Below are 19,670 nucleotides of genomic sequence, written 5' to 3'. Positions count from 1 at the left end.
GATCATCGGGTCGGCAGCCGGGTGACCTTCTGCCCCGCCTCGCTGGTAAAGGCGAACGCCGGCACGCCCGCCTTGCCGAGCTGGTTGACCAGCGCGCGCGCCTCCGCATCGGTCCTGAACGGTCCGGTGAGGACGCGGTTGGTGGCGCGCAGCGGCGTCGTCCAGGCCTGGCGACCGGTCAGCTGCTGCGGCGCGCGGCCGCGCATCGTCGACCAGGCGAGCGCCAGCCCCGCCTCGTTGGCGCCGCCCGCGACCTGCACCCAGATGCGTGCCGGTTCGGACCGGGCGACGCGGCGGGCCTCGGCCGCTTCGCGCGCGGCGTCACGCGCGGCTTGCGCCTTGGCGTCGGCGGCGGCCTTGCGGTCGGCGATCGCCTTGCGGTCCGCCGCCGCCCGACGCTCCGCGGCGCGGCGCTCGGCCGCCGTAGGAGTCGCCTGACCCGGCGTGGTCCGCGCTGCGCCGACATCGAGTTCGGAAGCCGGAATCGACAGCCCCGCGACGATGCGGGCAAGCACCGCATCGGTCTGCGAGCGCCCGCGCCGCATCGGCAACCGCGCATTAGTCAGCGGCGCGACCAGCAGCGGTGCGGGCGGCGTGGACATGGCGATCGCCGGCGGGGCGGGGGTGGGGATGGCCTCGTTCGAACTCGACGCCAGCGGTGTGACGCTCGCAGACAGCGGCTCCGTCGTGACCGCCACCGCGGCGAGTTCGGTGCGCCCGGGTGGCGTCGGGATCGGCTCGACGACAGTAGATGGGGCGTCGTCGATGCCCGACGTCGCCGGGGTCAACGCCGTGATGAAGCCCGGCGTGGGCGCCGGTGCGGTCGCCGCCGCGAGCGTGGACGTGGGGGTCGCCGCGACCGTTGCGGGAGGCACCGGCGCGCCGGACGCACTCGCCACGACAGCCGGCGCGGTAACCGCGGCCGGCGTCGCGACCCCGCTCACGGCTGATCGCGGCCGACTCGCGGCGGGCAAGGCGACGATGAGCGGCGCCCGGCCCTGCGTCGGATCCGACGTGAGCGGCCGGCTCGGCGTACGCAACGGCGCCGTCCGGACCGGAGCCGCCATGACGCTTGCGATGATCGGCGCCGGAGTCGGTGTGACGCTCGGCGCCACGGGTGCCGACACTCGCGCAGCCGCCGGCAGGACGACCGACGCGCCGGGGACCGATGCAGGAGGGACCGACGCGAGGGGCACGCGCGCGGGCACGACGTTCGCCACGATTGGAGCACGGGTGGGCACGGCGAAGGTGGCCGACGCGCCGCTGCCGGCCCCCGCGAGGTTCGCCTGCTGCGTCGGCGACAGCGGGCGGGACGCCATCGTCGTCGCGGGGCCGCGTCCCGTCCGGCGCGACGAAGCGCGGTTGCCCGCCGCCGCGAGGCTCGCCAGCTCGCCGCCGGTCAACGGCCGGTCGTTGATCGGGACCTGATAGGCGGGTGGTTGAAGCTGCGGCTGCGATACAGGTTGAGGCACCGGCACGAGCGCGGCGACCTGCGTCTCGCCTCGGCGCTTGCGATCGCGGCGATCGCGGCGGGAGTCTAGCGGCTGCACGCTCGCGACCTGGACCGGCCGCGGCAGCGGCTCCAGCGCCAGCGGCGCGTCGCGCGGCGCGAAGCGGGCGTCGGCGAGCCGTTGCGGCGTCGGCCGGACCTCGCCGAAATGGACCGCGAACGCACGGTCGACCGGCGGCAGCCCCGGCAGCTCGGTGAAGAACTGGCGCAGCGAAGCGGCGGCGCCCGGCGGCATCATCGTCTCGGCGATCTTGAGCGCCTCGGTCGCATTGCCGCCCATCGCCAGCACGAACGCCCGCGTCCGCCAGGCGGCACGGTCGTTCTGCCGGATCAGCGGTGCCAGCTGGTCCAGCGCCTGCGCCTGCCGCCCGGCGATCGCGAGCGACAGCGCATAGCGCCGCCGCGTCTCGGCATCGTCGCGCGACTGCAACGCCGCGCGATAGTCGCGCTGCGCCCGGCCGGGGTCGCCGAGCAGGTCGTAGGCGAGCCCGCGCTCGGCCGCGAACCGCGCGGGCGCGAAGCCGAACTGCTCGGCCTGGGCGAAATAGCGCAGCGATTCCGCCGGGCGTTCGGCATGGACCAGGATCGCGCCCTCACCCGCCTTGGCGCGGCCGCTGCGCGGGTCGATCTTCTGCGCCCGCGCGAAGAACGCGCCCGCCGCGCTGTAATCCTCCAGCCGGATCGACAGCTCACCCGCCGCCAGCAACGCCTCCAGATCGAGCGGATTGGCGCCGAGCCGCCGCACCTGCTCGGCCAGCCCGTCGGCATCCGACATGCCCACCGGCAGCACCGGGCCTTGGGCGAGGGCGGGAAGCGGCGTGAGGATGAGGGCGAGAGCGAGGGCGCGGGGGAGCGGCATGAAGGTCCCAGTTAGGACGCGGGGGTGCGTTCGGAAAGGGTTAAGGCGGCGGTCACCGGTGGGGCAAGCCGCCGCTGGGGCCGGCGCGGCGGGGGGTGGCGGCGGGGCGATGAACGGTCGGGGAGTGGCTCGACGCTCGACCTCATCATCCCGCGAAGGCGGAGACCCGGCTCATGCGCTATGGCGCAGGGCAAGCATGGCACACGCTCGATCTTCAGGCGATGGGTCCCCGCGTTCGCGGGGATGACGGACAAAGCGACAGCCCTCTACCGCCTTCGCGAGAGAGGGTGGGAGGCGCCACAGGCATCGGCGGGGTGAGGGAACGACGCGGGTGGCGCGCCGAGAGACCTGCCTCGTCGGGAGTAGGCTGCTCGGGTGAGCGAGTGGTCGTGCGTGAACAAGGACTCGCCGGGAAATGATCTAGCCCCCCCTCCCCTTCAGGGGAGGGGCCGGGGGTGGGGCGTCCCCGTCTCACCGAGCTTCACGACTGAGAAGATGGCACGCAGAGAAGACGAACTTGCGGGGTCGGCTTAAAATCTCCGAACCCCAATACAGGCTCGGCCCGTCCCACCCGACCCGCGCGACACGGGCGCAGCCCGCGTCGTCGGACGGGTTCGCCACTGGCGACCCGCCGGCCACGCTAGCCGGTCTCGCGCGCAGCTTCGCTGCGGCATGCCGGCTGCGCGTTACTGGTTGCCCTGCCGATGCAGGAACCGCGGGATATCGACCGCTTCCTCACCCGCCGCCGCCTCCTCGCGGGCCGTGCCGCGCGCGGCGTTGGACATCCGCTCGAACAGCGTGCCGCCCAGTTTCACCTTGGGCGTCGGCTGACCGCCCTCGGCCTCGTTGCCGGTGGCGAGGCGGAACCGCGAGGGCGAGTCGGCAGGCGGTGCGCCATAGGCGTCGTCGTTGAACACCTTGGGCGGCTGCGCGACGATCGCCTCGGCGCCGAGCACCAGTTCCTCGTCGGCAGCATCGGCGGTCTCGGGCGCCTCATCGGCGACCTGCGCCAGCTCCAGCGGCTCCTCCTCGGATGCGACGGTCGGTTCCGGCTCCGGCGCGACGGCGGGCTTGGCGTCGCTCGGTCGGAACGACTGCGCTTCCTCGCGACGAGCACCGCCGAAGGAGAAACCGCGCGCGCCGACATCGGCCTGCACCGGCGCCTGCCCGGTGCGCGGCTGCGCCTCGATCCCGGTGGCGACCACCGACACGCGGATCTTGCCCTCCAGGTCCGGGTTGAACGCGGAGCCCCAGATGATGTTGGCGTCGGGATCGACCAGGTCGCGGATGTGGTTCGCCGCCTCGTCGACCTCCAGCAGGCGCATGTCGTCGCCGCCGGTGATCGAGATGATGACGCCCTTCGCGCCCTGCATCGACACGCCGTCGAGCAGCGGGTTGGCGATCGCCTTTTGCGCCGCCTCCAGCGCGCGGTTGTCACCGCTCGCCTCGCCGGTGCCCATCATCGCCTTGCCCATCTCCTGCATCACCGAACGGACGTCGGCGAAGTCGAGGTTGATGAGGCCGGGCATGACCATCAGGTCGGTGATGCCGCGTACGCCCTGCTGCAGCACCTCGTCCGCCATCTGGAACGCTTCGCGGAAGGTGGTGTTGGCGTTGGCGATCAGGAACAGGTTCTGGTTGGGGAATGACGATCAGCGTATCGACATACTTCTGCAGCTCTTCGATGCCCTGATCCGCCGCCTTGGCGCGGCGGTTGCCCTCGAACGCGAAGGGCTTGGTCACGACACCGACGGTCAGGATGCCCATGTCGCGCGCCGCCTTGGCGATGACGGGGGCCGCGCCGGTGCCGGTGCCGCCGCCCATGCCGGCGGCGATGAAGCACATGTGCGCGCCCTCCAGCCGCTTGGCGAGGTCGTCGATCGTCTCCTCGGCCGCCGCGCGCCCGATCTCCGGCCGCGCGCCCGCGCCCAGACCCTGCGTGATCTTGGCGCCCAGCTGGATGCGCGTCGGCGCGGTCGACTGTTTCAGCGACTGCGCGTCGGTGTTCGCGACCAGGAAGTCGACCCCCTGCACGTCGGCGTTCATCATGTTGGCGATGGCGTTGCCGCCCGCGCCGCCGACGCCGATCACCGCGATGCGCGGGGTCAGCTCGTCCACTTCCGGTGCCAGGAACTCGATGCTCATACGCTGTAACTCCGCCCCCGAACGTCACCGCCGCAGTGACTTGATTAACCTTTTTGCACCATCGATTCCGGTCATTCCAGCCGAAAAGCGAATCGCCGCATTAATAGTTCGCGCGCGCCGCCTGGATCAGCTTGCGGACCAGGCCCGCGCCCTTGGGCCGATGCACCGTCTGCACCGGCGCCACCGTCCGCAGGTCGACCGGATCGGCCGCGGCATAGAAGGCGAGACCCGCTAGAGTGGCGAACGCCGGCCCGCTATGCGCCTCCGGCAGGCCGGTCAGCCCGCGCGGCCGGCCGAGCCGGACCGAACGGCCCAGCGCCGCCTGGGCATAGTCGGCGACGCCCTTCAGCTCCGCACCGCCGCCGGTCAGCACCACCTGCCGCCCGATCGGCCCCTCGAACTTCAGCTGCGCCAGCGCCTTGCGGACCTCCGCCATCTGATGCTCCAGCCGTTGGCGGATCACGCCGATCAGCTGCGCCTTGGTGATCTGCGAGCCGTCGGCCTCGTCTTCGCCGACGCTCGCGAGCGGGATCATCTCGTGATTGTCGCGGGGGCTCGCGTTGGCGGAGCCGTGGAAGCACTTCATCCGCTCCGCCTGCTGACGCCGCGTGCCGAACGCCGATGCGATGTCGTCGGTGATGTCCGCCGCGCCGAACGGCAGAGAGGTCAGTCCGACCAGCATCCCGCCCGCGAACAGCGATACGTTGGTGATGCCCGCGCCCAGCTCGACCAGCGCCACGCCCAGCTCGCGCTCCTCGTCGGACAGGCACGCCAGCCCGGTCGCGACCGGCGCGGCGATGATCGACTTCACCTCCAGATGCGCCGACCGGACGCACAGGTCCAGGTTGCGGACCGGCGAGCCGTCGGCGGCGACGACGTGGATGTGGACGCCCAGCCGGTCGGCATGGAGGCCGAGCGGCTTCTTGACCCCGGTCAGCCCGTCCAGCGTGTAGAGCGCCGGTTGCGCGTGCAGCACCATCCGCCCCTGCGGGTCGATCGCGTTGCGCCCCGCCGACAGCAGCGCGTCGATGTCGCCCTGTTCGACGCGATGGCCGCCCAGCTCGAACTCGACCTCGGCGACGTCGCTGACCAGCCCGCCGGCGGAGAAGCCTACCCAGACATTCTCGATGTTGAGGCCCGCGATCCGTTCCGCCTGCTCCACCGCCTCGCGCACGGCGGCTTCGGTCGCGCCCATGTCGGCGATGTAGCCGCGCTTGACGCCGCGGCTCTCGCGCTGGCCGGTGCCGAGCACGATCAGCTCGCCACCGTCGCCGGGCTGCGCGATCATCGCCGACACCTTGGACGAGCCGATGTCGAGCGCGGTGATGAGTCCCTCGGGTGCCGCCTTGGCCATGTCAGCCCTCCAAACCACGGTTGTCGTTACGCGCGCCAACCGGCTGGTCGCGGGGTAGTTCGCGGGGCGGATCGCCGGGATCGGCGACCTGCCGCTCGGCGCCGGTCTCAGGCTTTCGCACCACCATCCGCCCCGGATTGCGCAGGTCGAAGCCGAGCCAGCCACGCCCCAGCAACGGGTGCGCGCCGTCGCGCTTGGCGAAATCGAGCAGCGCCGCCTCCGCGCCTTCCTCGGGCAGCTTCAGCGTCTCGCCCGAATCGAAGCGCAGATCCCAGCGGCGATTGCCGACCCAGGTCGCCGCCACCACGCGCGGCTTCAGCGCGGGCGCGGCGGCGAGCAGCCGCTGATAGCCCGGCGCCTGCATGTTCGCGCCCGGCCCGATCACCAGCGGCAGCTCCGGCATCGCATCGCGGCTGACATTGTCGAGCAGCACGCCGTCGGCGTCGATCAGCGTCAGCTCGCCGTTGTTCTGCCACACCGCGGCGGCGGCGCGTTCGGTGATGCGGACCAGGATCTTGTTGGGATAGCGACGCGACACCGCCGCGTCCTTGACCCAGCCATACGCCATCAGCCGCTGACGGATCCGATCCAGATCGATCAGCGGCAGCGCGCGGGTGGGCTGTTCCAGCACCACCGCGTTCACCGTCATGAAGTCCATGTGGTTGAGGCCGGGTGCCTGCACCTCGTCGACGCGGAACCCCGCGCGCCCCGCCGCTTCGCCCAGCCCGGTGCCGACGATCGCGGGCACGCCCGCCCACGCCGCCGCCGACAGCACGGCCGCGCCGCCGATCGCGAGAAAGCCGCGCGTCGCCCAGCGCTTGAGCGTCGCCTCCTCGACCGGGATGCGATGCACCAGCCGGTCGAGCCGCGACTGTTTGGGTGCCGTGCGGCGCTTCACCGTCGGGCGGCGGGCGGGCTGACCACGCTTGATCGTCCGCGTCGTCATTGCGATGCCTCCCCGTCCAGGGCTTCGTCGACGATCATCTGCACCAGCGTCGGATAGTCGATACCGTTGTGCCGCGCCTGTTCCGGGACGAGGCTGAGCGGCGTCATGCCGGGTTGCGTGTTGACCTCCAGCAGGAACAGCCCGTCGACGCCGCGCTCGTCGTCCCAGCGGAAGTCGGCGCGGCTGGCACCCCGGCACCCGAGCAGGCGGTGCGCCTCCAGCGCGACGTTCTCGCATGCGCGCGCGACGTCGTCGGGGATCGGCGCGGGATAGAGATGCTCGGTCATTCCCTCGGTATATTTCGCGTCGTAGTCGTAGAAGCCTGAGCGCGGGCGCAACTCGGTAACCCCGAACGCGCGTCCGCCGAGCACCGCGGTGGTCAGCTCGCGCCCACGGATGAACGGCTCGGCCAGCAGCTCGTCGAAATCCTGCCACGGCCCCGCCACGTCGCGCCCGATCGGATCGCCGTAATTGCCGTCCGCGGTGACGATCGCGACGCCGACCGACGACCCCTCGTTGACGGGCTTGAGCACATAGGGCCGCGCCAGCGGATCGCCCTCGAACAGGTCGGCCGAGCGCACCATCCGCCCGCCCGGCATCGGGATGCCGTGCGGCACCAACACCTGCTTGGTCAGCTGCTTGTCGACCGCGATCACCGAGGTCGCCATGCCGCTATGCGTATAGCGCAGCCCCATCAGGTCCATCATGCCCTGAATGCTGCCGTCCTCGCCGGGCGTCCCGTGCAGCGCATTGAACACCAAGTCGGGCTTCGCCTCGGTAAGCAGCGCCGCGATGTCGGGCGCCATGTCGATCCGGGTGACGCGATGCCCGCGCGATTCGAGCGCATCGGCGACGCCCGCCCCAGACATCAACGACACCTCGCGCTCGGCGGACCAGCCGCCCATCAGGACGACGATGTGGAGGCTCATGCTCCCTCTCCCCTCTGGGGTGCAGGCAGAGGGTTGCCCACGCGCTGTATCTCCCATTCCAATTCGATCCCGCTCGCGGCCTTCACCTTCGCCCGCACTTCCTCGCCCAACCCCTCGATGTCGGCGCTCGTCGCCGCGCCCAGGTTGAGCAGGAAGTTGCAATGCTTCTCGCTCACCTGCGCCCCGCCCCGCCGCAAGCTACGACAACCGGCGGCATCGACCAGCGACCAGGCCTTCTCACCCGGCGGGTTCTTGAAGGTCGATCCGCCCGTCTTCGACCGCAACGGCTGCGACGCCTCGCGCGCGGCGGCGATGCGGTCCATCTCCGCGCCGATCGCATCGGGGTCACCGGGAGATCCACGGAACACCGCCTCCACGACCACCGCACCCTCGGGCAACGCGGAGTGGCGATAGGTGTAGGCGAGCCTGGCGGCGGACCAGGTCTCGACCGCGCCGTCACGCGTCACCACCGTCGCCTCGAGCAGCATGTCGGCGACCTCGCGCCCGTAAGCGCCGCCGTTCATTCGCACGAAGCCGCCGACCGTGCCGGGGATCGAGCGGAGGAACTCGACACCCGCAATGCCGGCATCGCGGGCGGTGGACGAGACGAGGATGCCGCTCGCTCCGCCGCCGCAGCGCAGCGTCGTCGCGTCGATCCGCTCGACCATCGCGAATGCTTTGCCGAGCCGCACCACCACGCCCGGCATGCCGCCGTCGCGCACGATCAGGTTGGAGCCGAGCCCGAGCGGATAGATCGGAACGGCGGGGTCGAGCGCGCGGAGGAACGCGACGAGGTCGTCGCGATCGGCAGGCTCGAACAGCCATTCGGCCGAACCGCCCGACTTGAACCAGACCAGCGGCGCGAGCGGCGCGTCGGGCGTTAGGCGGCCACGGACCGCCATGTGCTCCCGCGAAGGCGGGAGCCCAGCCTGGGCTCCCGCCTTCGCGGGAGCACATGGAACGGCCAAGCTGCTCACGCGGACACCTGCCGCGCGGCGATCGCGTCCGCCAGCCCGGCCGCCCATTTCGTGATGTCGCCGGCACCCAGGCAAACCACCTGATCGCCCGCACCCAGCGTCCCCGCCAGCATGTCCGCCAGCGCGTCGGCGTCCGCCACCGTCGTCGCCTGCCGATGCCCGCGCCGCTTCAGCCCCTCGACCAGCGCGTCGGCGGACACGCCCTCGACCGGCGCCTCGCCCGCCGGATAGACCGGCGTCACCAGCACCCGGTCGGCGTCGTTGAACGCGGTCTGAAAGTCTTCCATCAGATTGCCGAGCCGCGAATAGCGATGCGGCTGCACCACCGCGATCACCTGGCCAGTCGCTCCCTCGCGCGCCGCCGCCAGCACCGCGCGAATCTCGACCGGATGGTGCCCGTAATCGTCGATCACCGTCGCGCCACCTACCTCGCCGACCTTGGTGAAGCGCCGCTTGACCCCCCCGAACGCATGGAAGCCGCGCTGGATCGTCGCGTCGTCGATGCCCAGCTCCAGCGCCACGCCGATCGCGGCCAGTGCGTTCTGGACGTTGTGGCGGCCGGGCATCGGCAGCTCGATGCCCTCGATCGAGCGTGTGCGCCCGTCGCGCTCGCGCACGATCACCTCGAACGTGTTGCCGCCGCCGTTCGGCTGGACGTTGACGCCACGCACGTCCGCCTGCGCGGAAAAGCCATAGGTGACGATCCGCCGGTCGCGCAGCCGCGGCAGGATGCCCTGCACCTCCGGGTGATCGAGACACAGCAACGCCGCGCCATAGAAGGGCACGTTCTCGACGAACTCGACGAACGCATCCTTGACCGCATCGAACGAGCCGTAATGGTCGAGGTGCTCGGGATCGATGTTGGTCACCACCGCGACCGTGCCGTCCAGCCGCAGGAAGCTGCCGTCGCTCTCGTCCGCCTCGACCACCATCCAGTCGCTGGCGCCCAGCCGAGCGTTCGAGCCGTAGCTGTTGATGATGCCGCCGTTGATGACCGTCGGATCGACTCCGCCCGCGTCGAGCAGGGCGGCGATCATGCTGGTTGTCGTCGTCTTGCCATGCGTGCCCGCGACCGCGACGGTGGACTTGAGCCGCATCAGCTCGGCGAGCATCTCCGCGCGCCGTACGACCGGGATGCGGCGTTCCAGCGCGCTCTCCACCTCCGGGTTCGACCGCACGATCGCGGTGGAGGTGACGACCACCGCCGCGTCGCCGAGGTTCGCGGCGTCATGCCCGATCGCGACCGCGATGCCCCGATCGCGCAAGCCCTGCACGACATAGCCCTCCGCCACGTCGGAGCCCTGCACGCGATAGCCGAGATTGTGCATCACCTCCGCGATCCCGGACATGCCTATGCCGCCGATGCCGACGAAGTGGATCGTGCCGATATCGGTCTGCAGCGATTTCATCGCACATTCCTCCCCGCTTGCGGGGAGGGGGACCGCCGCGCTTGCGCGGTGGTGGAGGGGGCGGGCCGCGCACGATATCGCCCGAGGAGAGCCCCCTCCGTCAGCCGCTTCGCGCCTGCCACCTCCCCGCTAGCGGGGAGGATCGGAACGAACCCCCTCACGCCCAAGCCTCCGTCGCCTTGACCGGCGCCACCACCGGCAGCCGCGACACCGGTGCGTCCAGGCTCTCGACCAGATCGGCCAGGTCGCCCACCGCGTTCGGCTTGCCGACGCTCTTCGCCCGTCCCGCCGCGTTCTCCAGCGCCGCCGGGTCCAGCCCCAGCTTCTGCATCTGCTTGGCCAGCTCGACGGCGGTGAACCGATCCTGCGGGATCGTCCGCGCGCCGCCCGCCGCCGTGATCTCGCGCGCGTTCGCGGTCTGGTGGTCGTCGGTGGCACCCGGCAGCGGCACCAGGATCGCGGGGCGACCGGCGGCGGTCAGTTCCGCGATCGTCGACGCACCCGCGCGCGCGATCACCAGATGCGCCCAGCCGAGCTGCTCGGGCAGGTCGGGCAGATAGGTGGCGAGGTCGGCCGCGATCTGATGCGCGGCATAGCTGGCGCGCGCCGCGTCGATATCCTCGATCCGCGCCTGATGCGTGACCTGCAACCGGCGGCGGAACTGGATGGGCAGCATCGCCAGTCCGTCGGGCACGACCTGCGACAGCACGCTCGCGCCCTGCGATCCGCCGGTGACGAGCACGCGGAAGATGCCGTCTTCCTCCAGCAGCGGGAAGGGCTTGGCGCGCAGCCCCAGCACCGATTCACGTACCGGATTGCCGACGACATGGACCTTGCCTGCCAGCCTGGCCGACAGCCGCGTGGTCGCGTCATAGGAAGTCGCGATCGCGTCGACCCGGCGCGCCACCAGCCGGTTGACGCGCCCCAGCACCGCGTTCTGCTCGTGGACGGCGGTCGGGATGTCGTCGGCGAATGCGGCGAGCAGCGCCGGCATCGCGGGATAGCCGCCGAACCCGATCACGGCGGCGGGCCGAAACGTCCGATACAGCTCGCGCGCCATCGCCCGCCCGCGCCACATCTCGCGCGCGGCGGGCGCCCAGCCGAGCGGCCGCTTCACCTGAAACCGCCCGGCCGGCAGGACATGCGTCTGGATGCCCTCGAAGAGCCCCGGAAACCGCACCCCGCGCGCATCGGAGATCAGCGCCACGCGATGCCCGCGCCTGGTCAGCTCGGCGGCGAGCGCGGCGGCCGGCACCATGTGCCCGCCGGTCCCGCCGGCGGCGAGGACGTAGTGCTTGCTCACCCCTGCCCCCATTTCACAACGTATGGGCTGCGCGTCAGGAACGGGTTGCGCCGGGTGAACGCCAGCAACAGCCCCATGCCGATCGACAGCGCGATCATCGACGACCCGCCATAGGAGATGAAGGGCAGCGTCATCCCCTTCGACGGTGCCAGCCCGGTGTTGACCGCCATGCTGACCAGCGCCTGCGCCCCGAACTGCACCGCCAGGCCGGACGCGGCGAGCAGCTTGAACTCGTCCTGCTCGTCCAGCAGCTTGACGAAGACGCGCACCACGATCGCCAGGAACACCATCGCGACGACCATGCACGCGATCAGCCCGAACTCCTCGCCGATGACAGAGAAGATATAGTCGGTGTGCGCCTCGGGCAGCCCGAACTTGGCGTGGCCGCCGCCCGGCCCCGTACCGGTCCAGCCGCCCGCGGTCAGCGTCGCGTGCGCGGCGTCGGTCTGGAAATGGTCGGCAGCGCCCTCGCCCTCGACGCCGGGAAACAGAAAGGCGTCGATCCGCTGCCGCGCGGTCGAATAGAACAGATAGGCCGCGACCAGCCCGGCGGGCGCGCAGGCGGCGAGGCCGACCAGCACCCGCGTCGGCGTACCGGCGATGCAGAGCAGCGCGAACCAGACGACGCAGAAGATGATCGTCTGCCCGAAATCGGGCTGCATCATCAGCAGCCCGGCGACCGTGCCGGTCAGCGCCAGCGTGATCGGCACCACCGGCAGCTCCTCGTCCCGGCCCCGCAGCGACAACAACCAGGCGACCGCGACGATGAAGAAGGGCTTGAGGAACTCGGACGGCTGGAACTCGGCGAGGCCGACGCCGATCCAGCGCCGCGCGCCGTTATGCACCGCGCCGATGAACGGCGTCACCGCGAGGAGCGCCAGGAACACCGCCGCGCCGATCAGCGCCAGCCGTCGCGCGGTCGCCACCGGCAGCATCGAGACGCCGATCAGCACCGGCAGCGACACGCCGACCCAGATCAGCTGGCGCCAGAAATAATGCAGCGGCGCCAAATGATGCGTGGCGCCCGAATAGCGCGTCGCCGTCGCCGGGCTCGCCGCCGCCACCGCGACCAGCCCGATCAGGATCAGGAACAACGCCAGTCCGAGCAACATCCGGTCGATGTCCCAGAACCAGGTGCCGAGCGGCGACCGGTCGCCCCGCCCGCCACGCCGCTTCACCTTGGCGACGAAACTCGCGCGCGCCGTATCACTCATGGCAGCGCCTCCACCAGCCGGCGAAAAGTGTTGCCGCGTTCCTCGTAATCGCGGAACTGGTCGAAGCTGGCGGCGGCGGGGCTGAGCAGGACCGTATCTCCCTGTGTCGCGTTCGCGACGGCGCTGGTGACGGCGTTGTCGAGCGTGCCCACCTCCTCGACCGGCACCTTGCCGGCGAGCGCGCGGGCGAACACCGCCCCCGCCTCGCCGATCGTATAGGCGCGCGCGATGCGGCCGAAATGCGGGGCGCAGGCGTCCAGGTCGTCGCCCTTCGCGCGCCCGCCGACGATCCAGTGCACCCGCCCATTGCCTTCGGCGAACGCGGCGAGCGCCGGGGCGGTGCTCTCCGGATTGGTCGCTTTGCTGTCGTCGACGAATGCCACGCCGCGGCGCGTCGCGACACGCTCCATCCGGTGCGGCAGCCCGGCGAAGCTCGCCAGCCCGCGATCGATGTCCTGCTCGGCCACACCCAACGCCTTGGCGACCGCGATCGCGGCAAGCGCGTTCTGCGCGTTGTGCGGCCCCTGCAACGCCGGCCATTTCCGCTGGTCGAGGCACACGCCCGGCGCGATCTTGGTCAGATGCTCGGCGCGGCCGGCGAGCCCGCGCGCGATCTTCGCGGACGCGATGTCACCGATCCCGATCACCGCCTCGTGCCCGGCGGACTGCATAGCGAACAGCCGCGCCTTCGACGCCGCATACGCCTCGAACCCGTCATAGCGGTCGAGATGATCGGGCGTGACGTTGAGCAGCACCGCGACCTCACAATCGAGGCTCTGCGTCAGGTCGAGCTGATAGGAGGACAGCTCCAGCACATAGACGCCACCCGCCAGCAAAGGCTTCTGCGCCAGGATCGGCAGCCCGATATTGCCGCCCATCAGCGTCGGCACACCCGCTGTCGTGAGGATGTGGTGGACCAGCGCGGTCGTGGTCGACTTGCCGTTGGTGCCGGTGATGCCGACGACCTTGTGCGCCGGCAGCTCGGCGCGCGCCTGCGCGAACAGCTCGATGTCGCCGATCACCGGCACGCCCGCGTCGCGCGCCATCGCTGCCAGCGGATGCGTGTTGAGGGGCACGCCCGGTGTCACGACCAGCCCGGCGGCGCCGCCCAGCCGCAGCTGCGCCGGATCGTGGACGACCACGCCGTCGATCGGCTCGGCCTCGGCGCGCGCCGCCGGGCTCGCGTCCCACGCGACGACATGCGCGCCCACCGCCGCCAGCGCGCGCACCGTCGCCAGCCCGGACCGCGCCAGCCCCAGCACCGCGTAGCGCTTGTTCGCCCAGGTGCGCGAGGTAATCACCGTAGCTTCAACGTCGACAGCCCCGCCAGCGCCAACACCAGCGACACGATCCAGAACCGGATCACCACCGTCGGCTCGCTCCAGCCCAGCTGCTCGAAATGGTGATGGATCGGCGCCATCCGGAACACGCGCCTGCCCGTACGCTTGTACCAGAACACCTGCACGATCACCGACAGCGCCTCGACCACGAACAGCCCGCCGATGATGCCGAGCACGATCTCGTGGTGCGCGACAACCGAGATCGTGCCCAGCGCGCCGCCCAACGCAAGGCTGCCGGTATCCCCCATGAACACCGCCGCCGGCGGCGCGTTATACCACAGGAATGCGAGGCCGGCGCCCACCACCGCCCCGCACAGGATCGCCAGCTCGCCCGCGTGCGGCACGTGCGGGATGCCGAGGTAGTGCGCGAAACGCGCATTGCCGACGAGATAGACGATGACCATGAACGCCACCGACGCGATGATGACCGGCATCGTCGCCAGCCCGTCGAGCCCATCGGTCAGGTTCACCGCATTGCCGAACGCCACGATCGTAAAGGCGGCGAAGATCGGGTACACCCAGCCGATCTCGTAATATTCGCGCGACGTGAACGGCAGGTACAGGTGCGCGCCGTTCTGGCCCATGATGATCCACGCCGCGATCCCGGCGATGACGAATTCCAGCAGCAACCGCACGCGCGCCGGTACGCCCGCCGTGGTCGCTTTGCGCACCTTATCGTAATCGTCGAGGAACCCGATCGCGCCGAACCCCAGCGTCACGAACAGGCATGCCCAGACATAGGGGTTGGACAGGTCCATCCACAGCAGGATCGACAGCGTCATCGCGGTCAGGATCATCAACCCGCCCATCGTCGGCGTCCCGCGCTTGGCGAGGTGGCTCTGCGGCCCGTCGGTGCGGATCGGTTGGCCCTTCCCCTGCCGCACGCGCAGCCAGCCGATGAACTTCGGCCCGATCACCAGCCCGATGAACAGCGCCGTCGCCACCGCGGCACCGGTGCGGAAGCTCTGATAGCGGATCAGGTTCAGGAGCCCCGTGAACCCCAGATGCTCGGCGAACCAATAGAGCATCAGGAACCCCGCAGCGCCGAGACGACGCGCGAAAGGCCGACCGAATTGGAACCCTTGACCAGCACCGCGTCCCCCGGCCGGACCAATGCGTCCAGCGATGCGACCGCCGTCGCCGCATCCGGCACATGCACGACGTTAACCTTTCGCTCAAGCGCCCCCTCGAGCGCAAGCACGAGCGGCGCCATCGCCTCGCCGACCAGCAGCACCGCCTCGACCTTCGCGTCGAGTACCGGGCCGGCCAGGTCGGCGTGATAGGCGGGGCCGTCCTCGCCCAATTCGCCCATCTGTCCCAGCACCGCAACATGGCGGCCCGGCTCGTCGGCGAGCACCGCCAGCGTCGCGCGCATCGACGCCGGATTGGCGTTGTAGCTCTCGTCGAGCACCAGCGCCGTGCCGCCCACGACCGTCGTCTCGAACCGCGCGCCGCGCCCGTCGAGCCCACCCAGCTCGGCCAGCGCCAGCCCCGCCAGCCCGACATCGCCGTCCACCGCCGCGACCGCCGCCAGCACCGCCAGCGCGTTCGACATATGGTGCGCGCCGGGCTGGGCGAGCGTGAACGACAGCTCGCGGTCACCCAGCCGGGCATGGACGAAGCTGCCGCCGGTAGCGGTCCGCATCGTCTCGACCGCGCGAACGTCCGCACCCTCGCCGCTGCCGAACGTCACGACGGTTGCGCCATGGCGCGCGGCGGCGGCGGCGAGCCGATCGCGATGCGGGCTGTCGAAGGGGACGACGGCGGTCCCGTCCGTTTCCAGCCCCTCGAAGATCTCCGCCTTGGCGTCGGCGATCCCCGCCTCGTCGGCGAAGAACTCGATATGGACGGGTGCGACCGCGGTGACGACCGCGACGTGCGGGCGGACGAGGCGGGTCAGCGCCGCGATCTCGCCCGCGTGGTTCATCCCCATCTCGAACACCGCGAACCGGCTGTCGCGCGGCATCCGGGCGAGGCTGAGCGGCACGCCGATATGATTGTTGTAGCTCTTGACGGAGCGATGCACCTGGCCCGGACACGCCCGGTCGAGCGCCGCGAACAGCGCCTCCTTGGCGCTGGTCTTACCGACCGAACCGGTGACGCCGATCACGCGCGCGTCGGTCCGCGTCCGCGCCGCGCGGCCCAACGCATCCAGTGCGGCGGCGGTATCGGCGACGAGGACGTGCGGGTGGTCGCACGGCGCGGAGACGACCGCGCCCGCCGCCCCTTGCGCGAACGCCTGCGCGACAAAACGATGCCCGTCGGTCGCCTCTCCCCGCAGCGCTAGGAAGAGGTCGCCCGGCCCGACCTCCCGCGAGTCGAACGCGACGCCGTCGACCGCAAAGTCCCCTGACGCAATCCCGCCCGTCGCGGCCGCGATCTCCGCGGCGGTCCAGAGGCTCATCAACTCCTCCCCGGCACGGGGAGGTTGACCGCCCGGCACAGCCGGGTGGTGGAGGGGGCGGGCCGCAGGCGATTCGCTCGCGGCGAGCCCCCTTCGTCACGCGTTTCGCGCGGGCCACCTCCCCGTACCGGGGAAGATGTCAGCGTCCCCCTCATCCCGCGCACTCCCGCGCTACGGCGACATCGTCGAACGGCAGCACCAGGTCGCCGACCACCTGGCCCTGCTCGTGTCCCTTGCCCGCGATCAAGACGATGTCCTCCGGTCCGGCACCCGCCACCGCCGCCGCGATCGCTTCACGCCGGTCACCGATCTCCACGGCGCCCGCCGCCCCCTTCAGCACCGCGGCGCGGATCGCCGCCGGGTCCTCGCTGCGCGGGTTGTCGTCGGTGACGATGACGCGGTCGGCATTGGCGGCGGCCACCTGCCCCATCGCCTCGCGCTTGCCCGGATCGCGGTCGCCGCCCGCGCCCAGCACCAGGATCAGCTGCCCGCCGGCATGCGGCTTCAACGCCGCCGCCGCCGCCTCGATCGCGTCGGGGGTGTGGGCATAGTCGACATAGACCGGCGCACCCGACTGCGCGATCGCGGCGCGCTCCAGCCGCCCGCGCACCGGCTGCAACCGCGCCAGGTCCGCCAGCGTCGCCGCGACCTCGCCGCCGGTCGCGATCACCAGCCCCGCCGCGACCAGTGCGTTCGCCGCCTGATAGCCGCCGATCAGCGGCAGGCGGACGCGGTGGACCTGCCCCTCCGCCTCGATCGTCAGCGTCTGGCCCAACAGCGTCGGATCGCGCTCGACCAGCGTCAGCGTCGCGCCGCGCGTGCCCACCGTGAGCAGCCGGTTGCCCCGCTCGCGCGCCAGGTCGATCACCCGCCCGGCCTCGGGATCGTCCGCCCACACCACCGCCGCGCCGTCGTCGCCCAGGACCTCGGAGAACAGCCGCAACTTGGCGGTCAGATAGGCGCCCATGTCGCCGTGATAGTCGAGGTGATCGCGCGACAGGTTGGTGAACGCCGCCGCCGCCACCGCCAGTCCCTCGGTACGATATTGGTGCAGCCCGTGGCTTGACGCCTCGAACGCGAGGTGGGTCACGCCCTCGCGCGCCAGCCCGGCGGCGTTGGACAGGAACGTCACGACGTCGGGCGTGGTCAGCCCGGTCGTCACCCGCTCGTCCGCCGTGGTCACGCCCAGCGTACCGATCGACGCGGCATGATGCCCCGCCATCCGCCACAGCTGGCGCGTCATCTCGACGGTGGAGGTCTTGCCGTTGGTGCCTGTGACCGCGACGCAGGTCGCCGGAAAGGGCGTGAAGAACCGCGCCGCCAGCGACGCGAACAGCTGGCGCGGCTCGTCCGCCGCTAGATGCGCCGCTCCCTCGACGTGCGCCGCCGGCCGCGCCACCACCGCCACCGCACCGGCGCGGATCGCGGCCTTGATGAAGTCCTCGCCGTTGACGCGCGCACCGGGGAAGGCGCCGAACACCGTGCCGGGCGCGACCTTGCGATGGTCGATCGCGAAACCGGTGACCGTGGCCTCCTCGCCGCCGCCGGTCAGCGTGCCGAGCCTCATCGCGCCGCCGCCTGCCGCGCGCCCGGCTCCTCCCACAGGAACGGGATCAGGTCGCTCTCGTCGATGTCGCGATTGTCGTCGGGGGTAACGCCCAGCATCGCGCCGACGCGCGAGACGACGCGCCCGACCACCGGCGCGGCGTTCCAGGCGGCGGTCTTCCACCCGCCCGTCTCCTTGGTGCCGATCGGCGAGTCGAGCATCGACAGCACGACATAGCGCGGCTGGTCGATCGGAAAAACGCCGACGAAGGTCGCGACGTTGCGGCTGCGGTCATAGCCGCCCATCGATGCGGCCTCCGCGCTGCCGGTCTTGCCGCCGACCCGATAGCCCGGTGCCTCCGCCGACCGGCCGGTGCCGCGCAACACGATCAGCCGCAGCAGCTGGCGCATCCGCGCGCTGGTCGCCTCGCTGATGACGCGGCGACCGGCCGGCGCCTGATGCCCCGGCCCGACCTTCAGCAGCGTCGTCGGCCGCCACATGCCGCCGTTGACCAACGTCGCATAGGCGTTGGCGAGTTGCAGCGGCGTAATTGCGATGCCGTGGCCATAGGCCGTCGTCATCGTCGTGGTCCGCGCCCAGTATCGCGGCCACAACGGCCGCCCGCGCTCGCGCAGCTCGATGTCGGGCTTGGTGTCGAAGCCCATCTTCCGGAACATCGGTTCCAGCCGCTCCCGGCCCATCAGGTCGGCGATGCGGGCGGTGGCGACGTTGGACGAATAGATCAACGTCTCGGGAATGTTGAGCCAGCGCGCGGGATCGCCCGCCGCGTCGTGGATCGTGAAGCCGCCGACATGCAGTGGCGCGGTCGCGTCGAAGCGGCGGCTCATGTCGGTCACCGTGCCGGTCTCGATCGCCGCCGCCATCGTGATCGGCTTGAACGTCGAGCCCAGCTCATAGACGTTTTGCGTCGTCGCGTTCCGCAGCTCGTCGGCGCCCGACATGCCGACCCGGTTGGGGTTGAACGTCGGCAGCGACACCATCGCGATCACTTCGCCGGTGTGGACGTCCAGCACCAGCCCGGCGGCGGCACGCGCCTGATAGGTGGTCTTGGCGCGGCTCAGTTCGGACTCCATCGCCGCCTGCACGCGCGTGTCGATCGACAGCGCGACCGGCTGCCCGTTGGTGCGCGGATCGAGCAGCTGCGTGTCCAGCACGCGCTCCATCCCGCTCATCCCATGCCCGTCGGGCGACAGGAAGCCCAGCGCGTGCGCCGCCAGCGACGATTGCGGGTACAGCCGCTGCGTCTCGCGGGCGAACACGATCGCGGGCTCGCCCAGCGCGTTGACCTGCTCCACCAGCTGCGGCGAGGCGCGCCGCTCCAGATAGGTAAACGACACGTCCTTGGTCAGCTGCTGATAGAACCACGCTTCGCCGCGTTCGGGCATCAGCGCGGCGAGGCGCGCGGCGATCGCCTGCTTATCGCCCATCAGCGCGCGCGGGTGAACCGCGATCGTCCAGCTGGCGATGGTGCGCGCCAGCGGCTGGCCGTTGCGGTCGACGATGTCGCCGCGCGCCGCCAGCGTCGCGACGGTCGCGCGCGCCTCCGCCCCGCCGAACGCGGCGAGCATCGCCAGCCGGCCGATCACCAGCGTCACCGCCGCCGCGAACAGCAGCATCAGCATCATCAGCCGCATGTGCGCCAGCGCGACCAGCTGGCCGCGCGCCTGCGCGCGCCGCGACGGCGCAGGGCGGGCGACGAGGACGGTCCCCACC

13 protein-coding genes and 1 pseudogene are annotated in these 19,670 nt (G+C 71.3%); all 14 read right to left on the bottom strand.

The features are described from left to right. Nucleotides 1–2: 2 nt before the first annotated feature. The gene (locus ACOFKS_RS14715) at nucleotides 3–2,369 is read right to left on the bottom strand and encodes an SPOR domain-containing protein (protein ID WP_419810009.1); all 2,367 of its coding nucleotides are present in this window, start codon (nucleotides 2,367–2,369) and stop codon (nucleotides 3–5) included. A 686-nt stretch (nucleotides 2,370–3,055) separates the two neighbouring features. Further along, nucleotides 3,056–4,514, bottom strand: a pseudogene (gene ftsZ, locus ACOFKS_RS14710) (cell division protein FtsZ). 100 nt (nucleotides 4,515–4,614) lie between these two features. Continuing rightward, a complete protein-coding gene (gene ftsA, locus ACOFKS_RS14705; RefSeq protein ID WP_419810008.1) occupies nucleotides 4,615–5,868 on the bottom strand; it encodes a cell division protein FtsA in 1,254 nt (417 codons plus the stop codon). Nucleotide 5,869: 1 nt separating this feature from the next. After that, nucleotides 5,870–6,814 (bottom strand): cell division protein FtsQ/DivIB, encoded by a 945-nt coding sequence (locus tag ACOFKS_RS14700; RefSeq protein WP_419810007.1) that lies wholly within the window; start codon nucleotides 6,812–6,814, stop codon nucleotides 5,870–5,872. Further along, nucleotides 6,811–7,743 (bottom strand): D-alanine--D-alanine ligase, encoded by a 933-nt coding sequence (locus ACOFKS_RS14695; RefSeq protein ID WP_419810006.1) that lies wholly within the window; start codon nucleotides 7,741–7,743, stop codon nucleotides 6,811–6,813. The genes ACOFKS_RS14700 and ACOFKS_RS14695 overlap by 4 nt, the downstream gene beginning before the upstream one ends. Continuing rightward, nucleotides 7,740–8,645 (bottom strand): UDP-N-acetylmuramate dehydrogenase, encoded by a 906-nt coding sequence (gene murB, locus ACOFKS_RS14690; RefSeq protein ID WP_419810005.1) that lies wholly within the window; start codon nucleotides 8,643–8,645, stop codon nucleotides 7,740–7,742. Before murB ends, ACOFKS_RS14695 begins: the two co-directional genes overlap by 4 nt. A gap of 71 nt (nucleotides 8,646–8,716) precedes the next feature. Further along, on the bottom strand, nucleotides 8,717–10,129 hold the full coding sequence (gene murC, locus ACOFKS_RS14685) for a UDP-N-acetylmuramate--L-alanine ligase (protein WP_419810004.1): 1,413 nt from the start codon (nucleotides 10,127–10,129) through the stop codon (nucleotides 8,717–8,719). Nucleotides 10,130–10,286: 157 nt separating this feature from the next. Next, nucleotides 10,287–11,444, bottom strand: coding sequence for an undecaprenyldiphospho-muramoylpentapeptide beta-N-acetylglucosaminyltransferase (gene murG, locus ACOFKS_RS14680; protein WP_419810003.1), 1,158 nt, complete (start codon nucleotides 11,442–11,444; stop codon nucleotides 10,287–10,289). Next, the gene (locus ACOFKS_RS14675; protein ID WP_419810002.1) at nucleotides 11,429–12,646 is read right to left on the bottom strand and encodes an FtsW/RodA/SpoVE family cell cycle protein; all 1,218 of its coding nucleotides are present in this window, start codon (nucleotides 12,644–12,646) and stop codon (nucleotides 11,429–11,431) included. Before ACOFKS_RS14675 ends, murG begins: the two co-directional genes overlap by 16 nt. After that, on the bottom strand, nucleotides 12,643–13,947 hold the full coding sequence (murD, locus tag ACOFKS_RS14670) for a UDP-N-acetylmuramoyl-L-alanine--D-glutamate ligase (protein ID WP_419810001.1): 1,305 nt from the start codon (nucleotides 13,945–13,947) through the stop codon (nucleotides 12,643–12,645). Before murD ends, ACOFKS_RS14675 begins: the two co-directional genes overlap by 4 nt. Next, entirely contained in the window at nucleotides 13,944–15,014 is a 1,071-nt protein-coding gene (gene mraY / locus ACOFKS_RS14665) for a phospho-N-acetylmuramoyl-pentapeptide-transferase (RefSeq protein ID WP_419810000.1), read from the bottom strand. The genes murD and mraY overlap by 4 nt, the downstream gene beginning before the upstream one ends. Further along, nucleotides 15,014–16,390 carry a UDP-N-acetylmuramoyl-tripeptide--D-alanyl-D-alanine ligase gene (locus ACOFKS_RS14660; protein ID WP_419809999.1) on the bottom strand — a complete coding sequence of 459 codons (1,377 nt, stop codon included), beginning with the start codon at nucleotides 16,388–16,390 and terminating at the stop codon, nucleotides 15,014–15,016. The genes mraY and ACOFKS_RS14660 overlap by 1 nt, the downstream gene beginning before the upstream one ends. Before the next feature lie 151 nt (nucleotides 16,391–16,541). Beyond that, entirely contained in the window at nucleotides 16,542–17,957 is a 1,416-nt protein-coding gene (locus ACOFKS_RS14655) for a UDP-N-acetylmuramoyl-L-alanyl-D-glutamate--2,6-diaminopimelate ligase (RefSeq protein WP_419809998.1), read from the bottom strand. Further along, entirely contained in the window at nucleotides 17,954–19,669 is a 1,716-nt protein-coding gene (locus ACOFKS_RS14650) for a peptidoglycan D,D-transpeptidase FtsI family protein (RefSeq protein WP_419809997.1), read from the bottom strand. The genes ACOFKS_RS14655 and ACOFKS_RS14650 overlap by 4 nt, the downstream gene beginning before the upstream one ends. Nucleotide 19,670: the final 1 nt, after the last annotated feature.

Origin of the sequence: Sphingomonas sp., from assembly GCF_965200135.1 — a bacterium.
Lineage (GTDB): Bacteria > Pseudomonadota > Alphaproteobacteria > Sphingomonadales > Sphingomonadaceae > Sphingomonas.
Note: the sequence above shows the minus strand (reverse complement) of the source record. Positions and strands in the feature narration are given on the sequence as shown.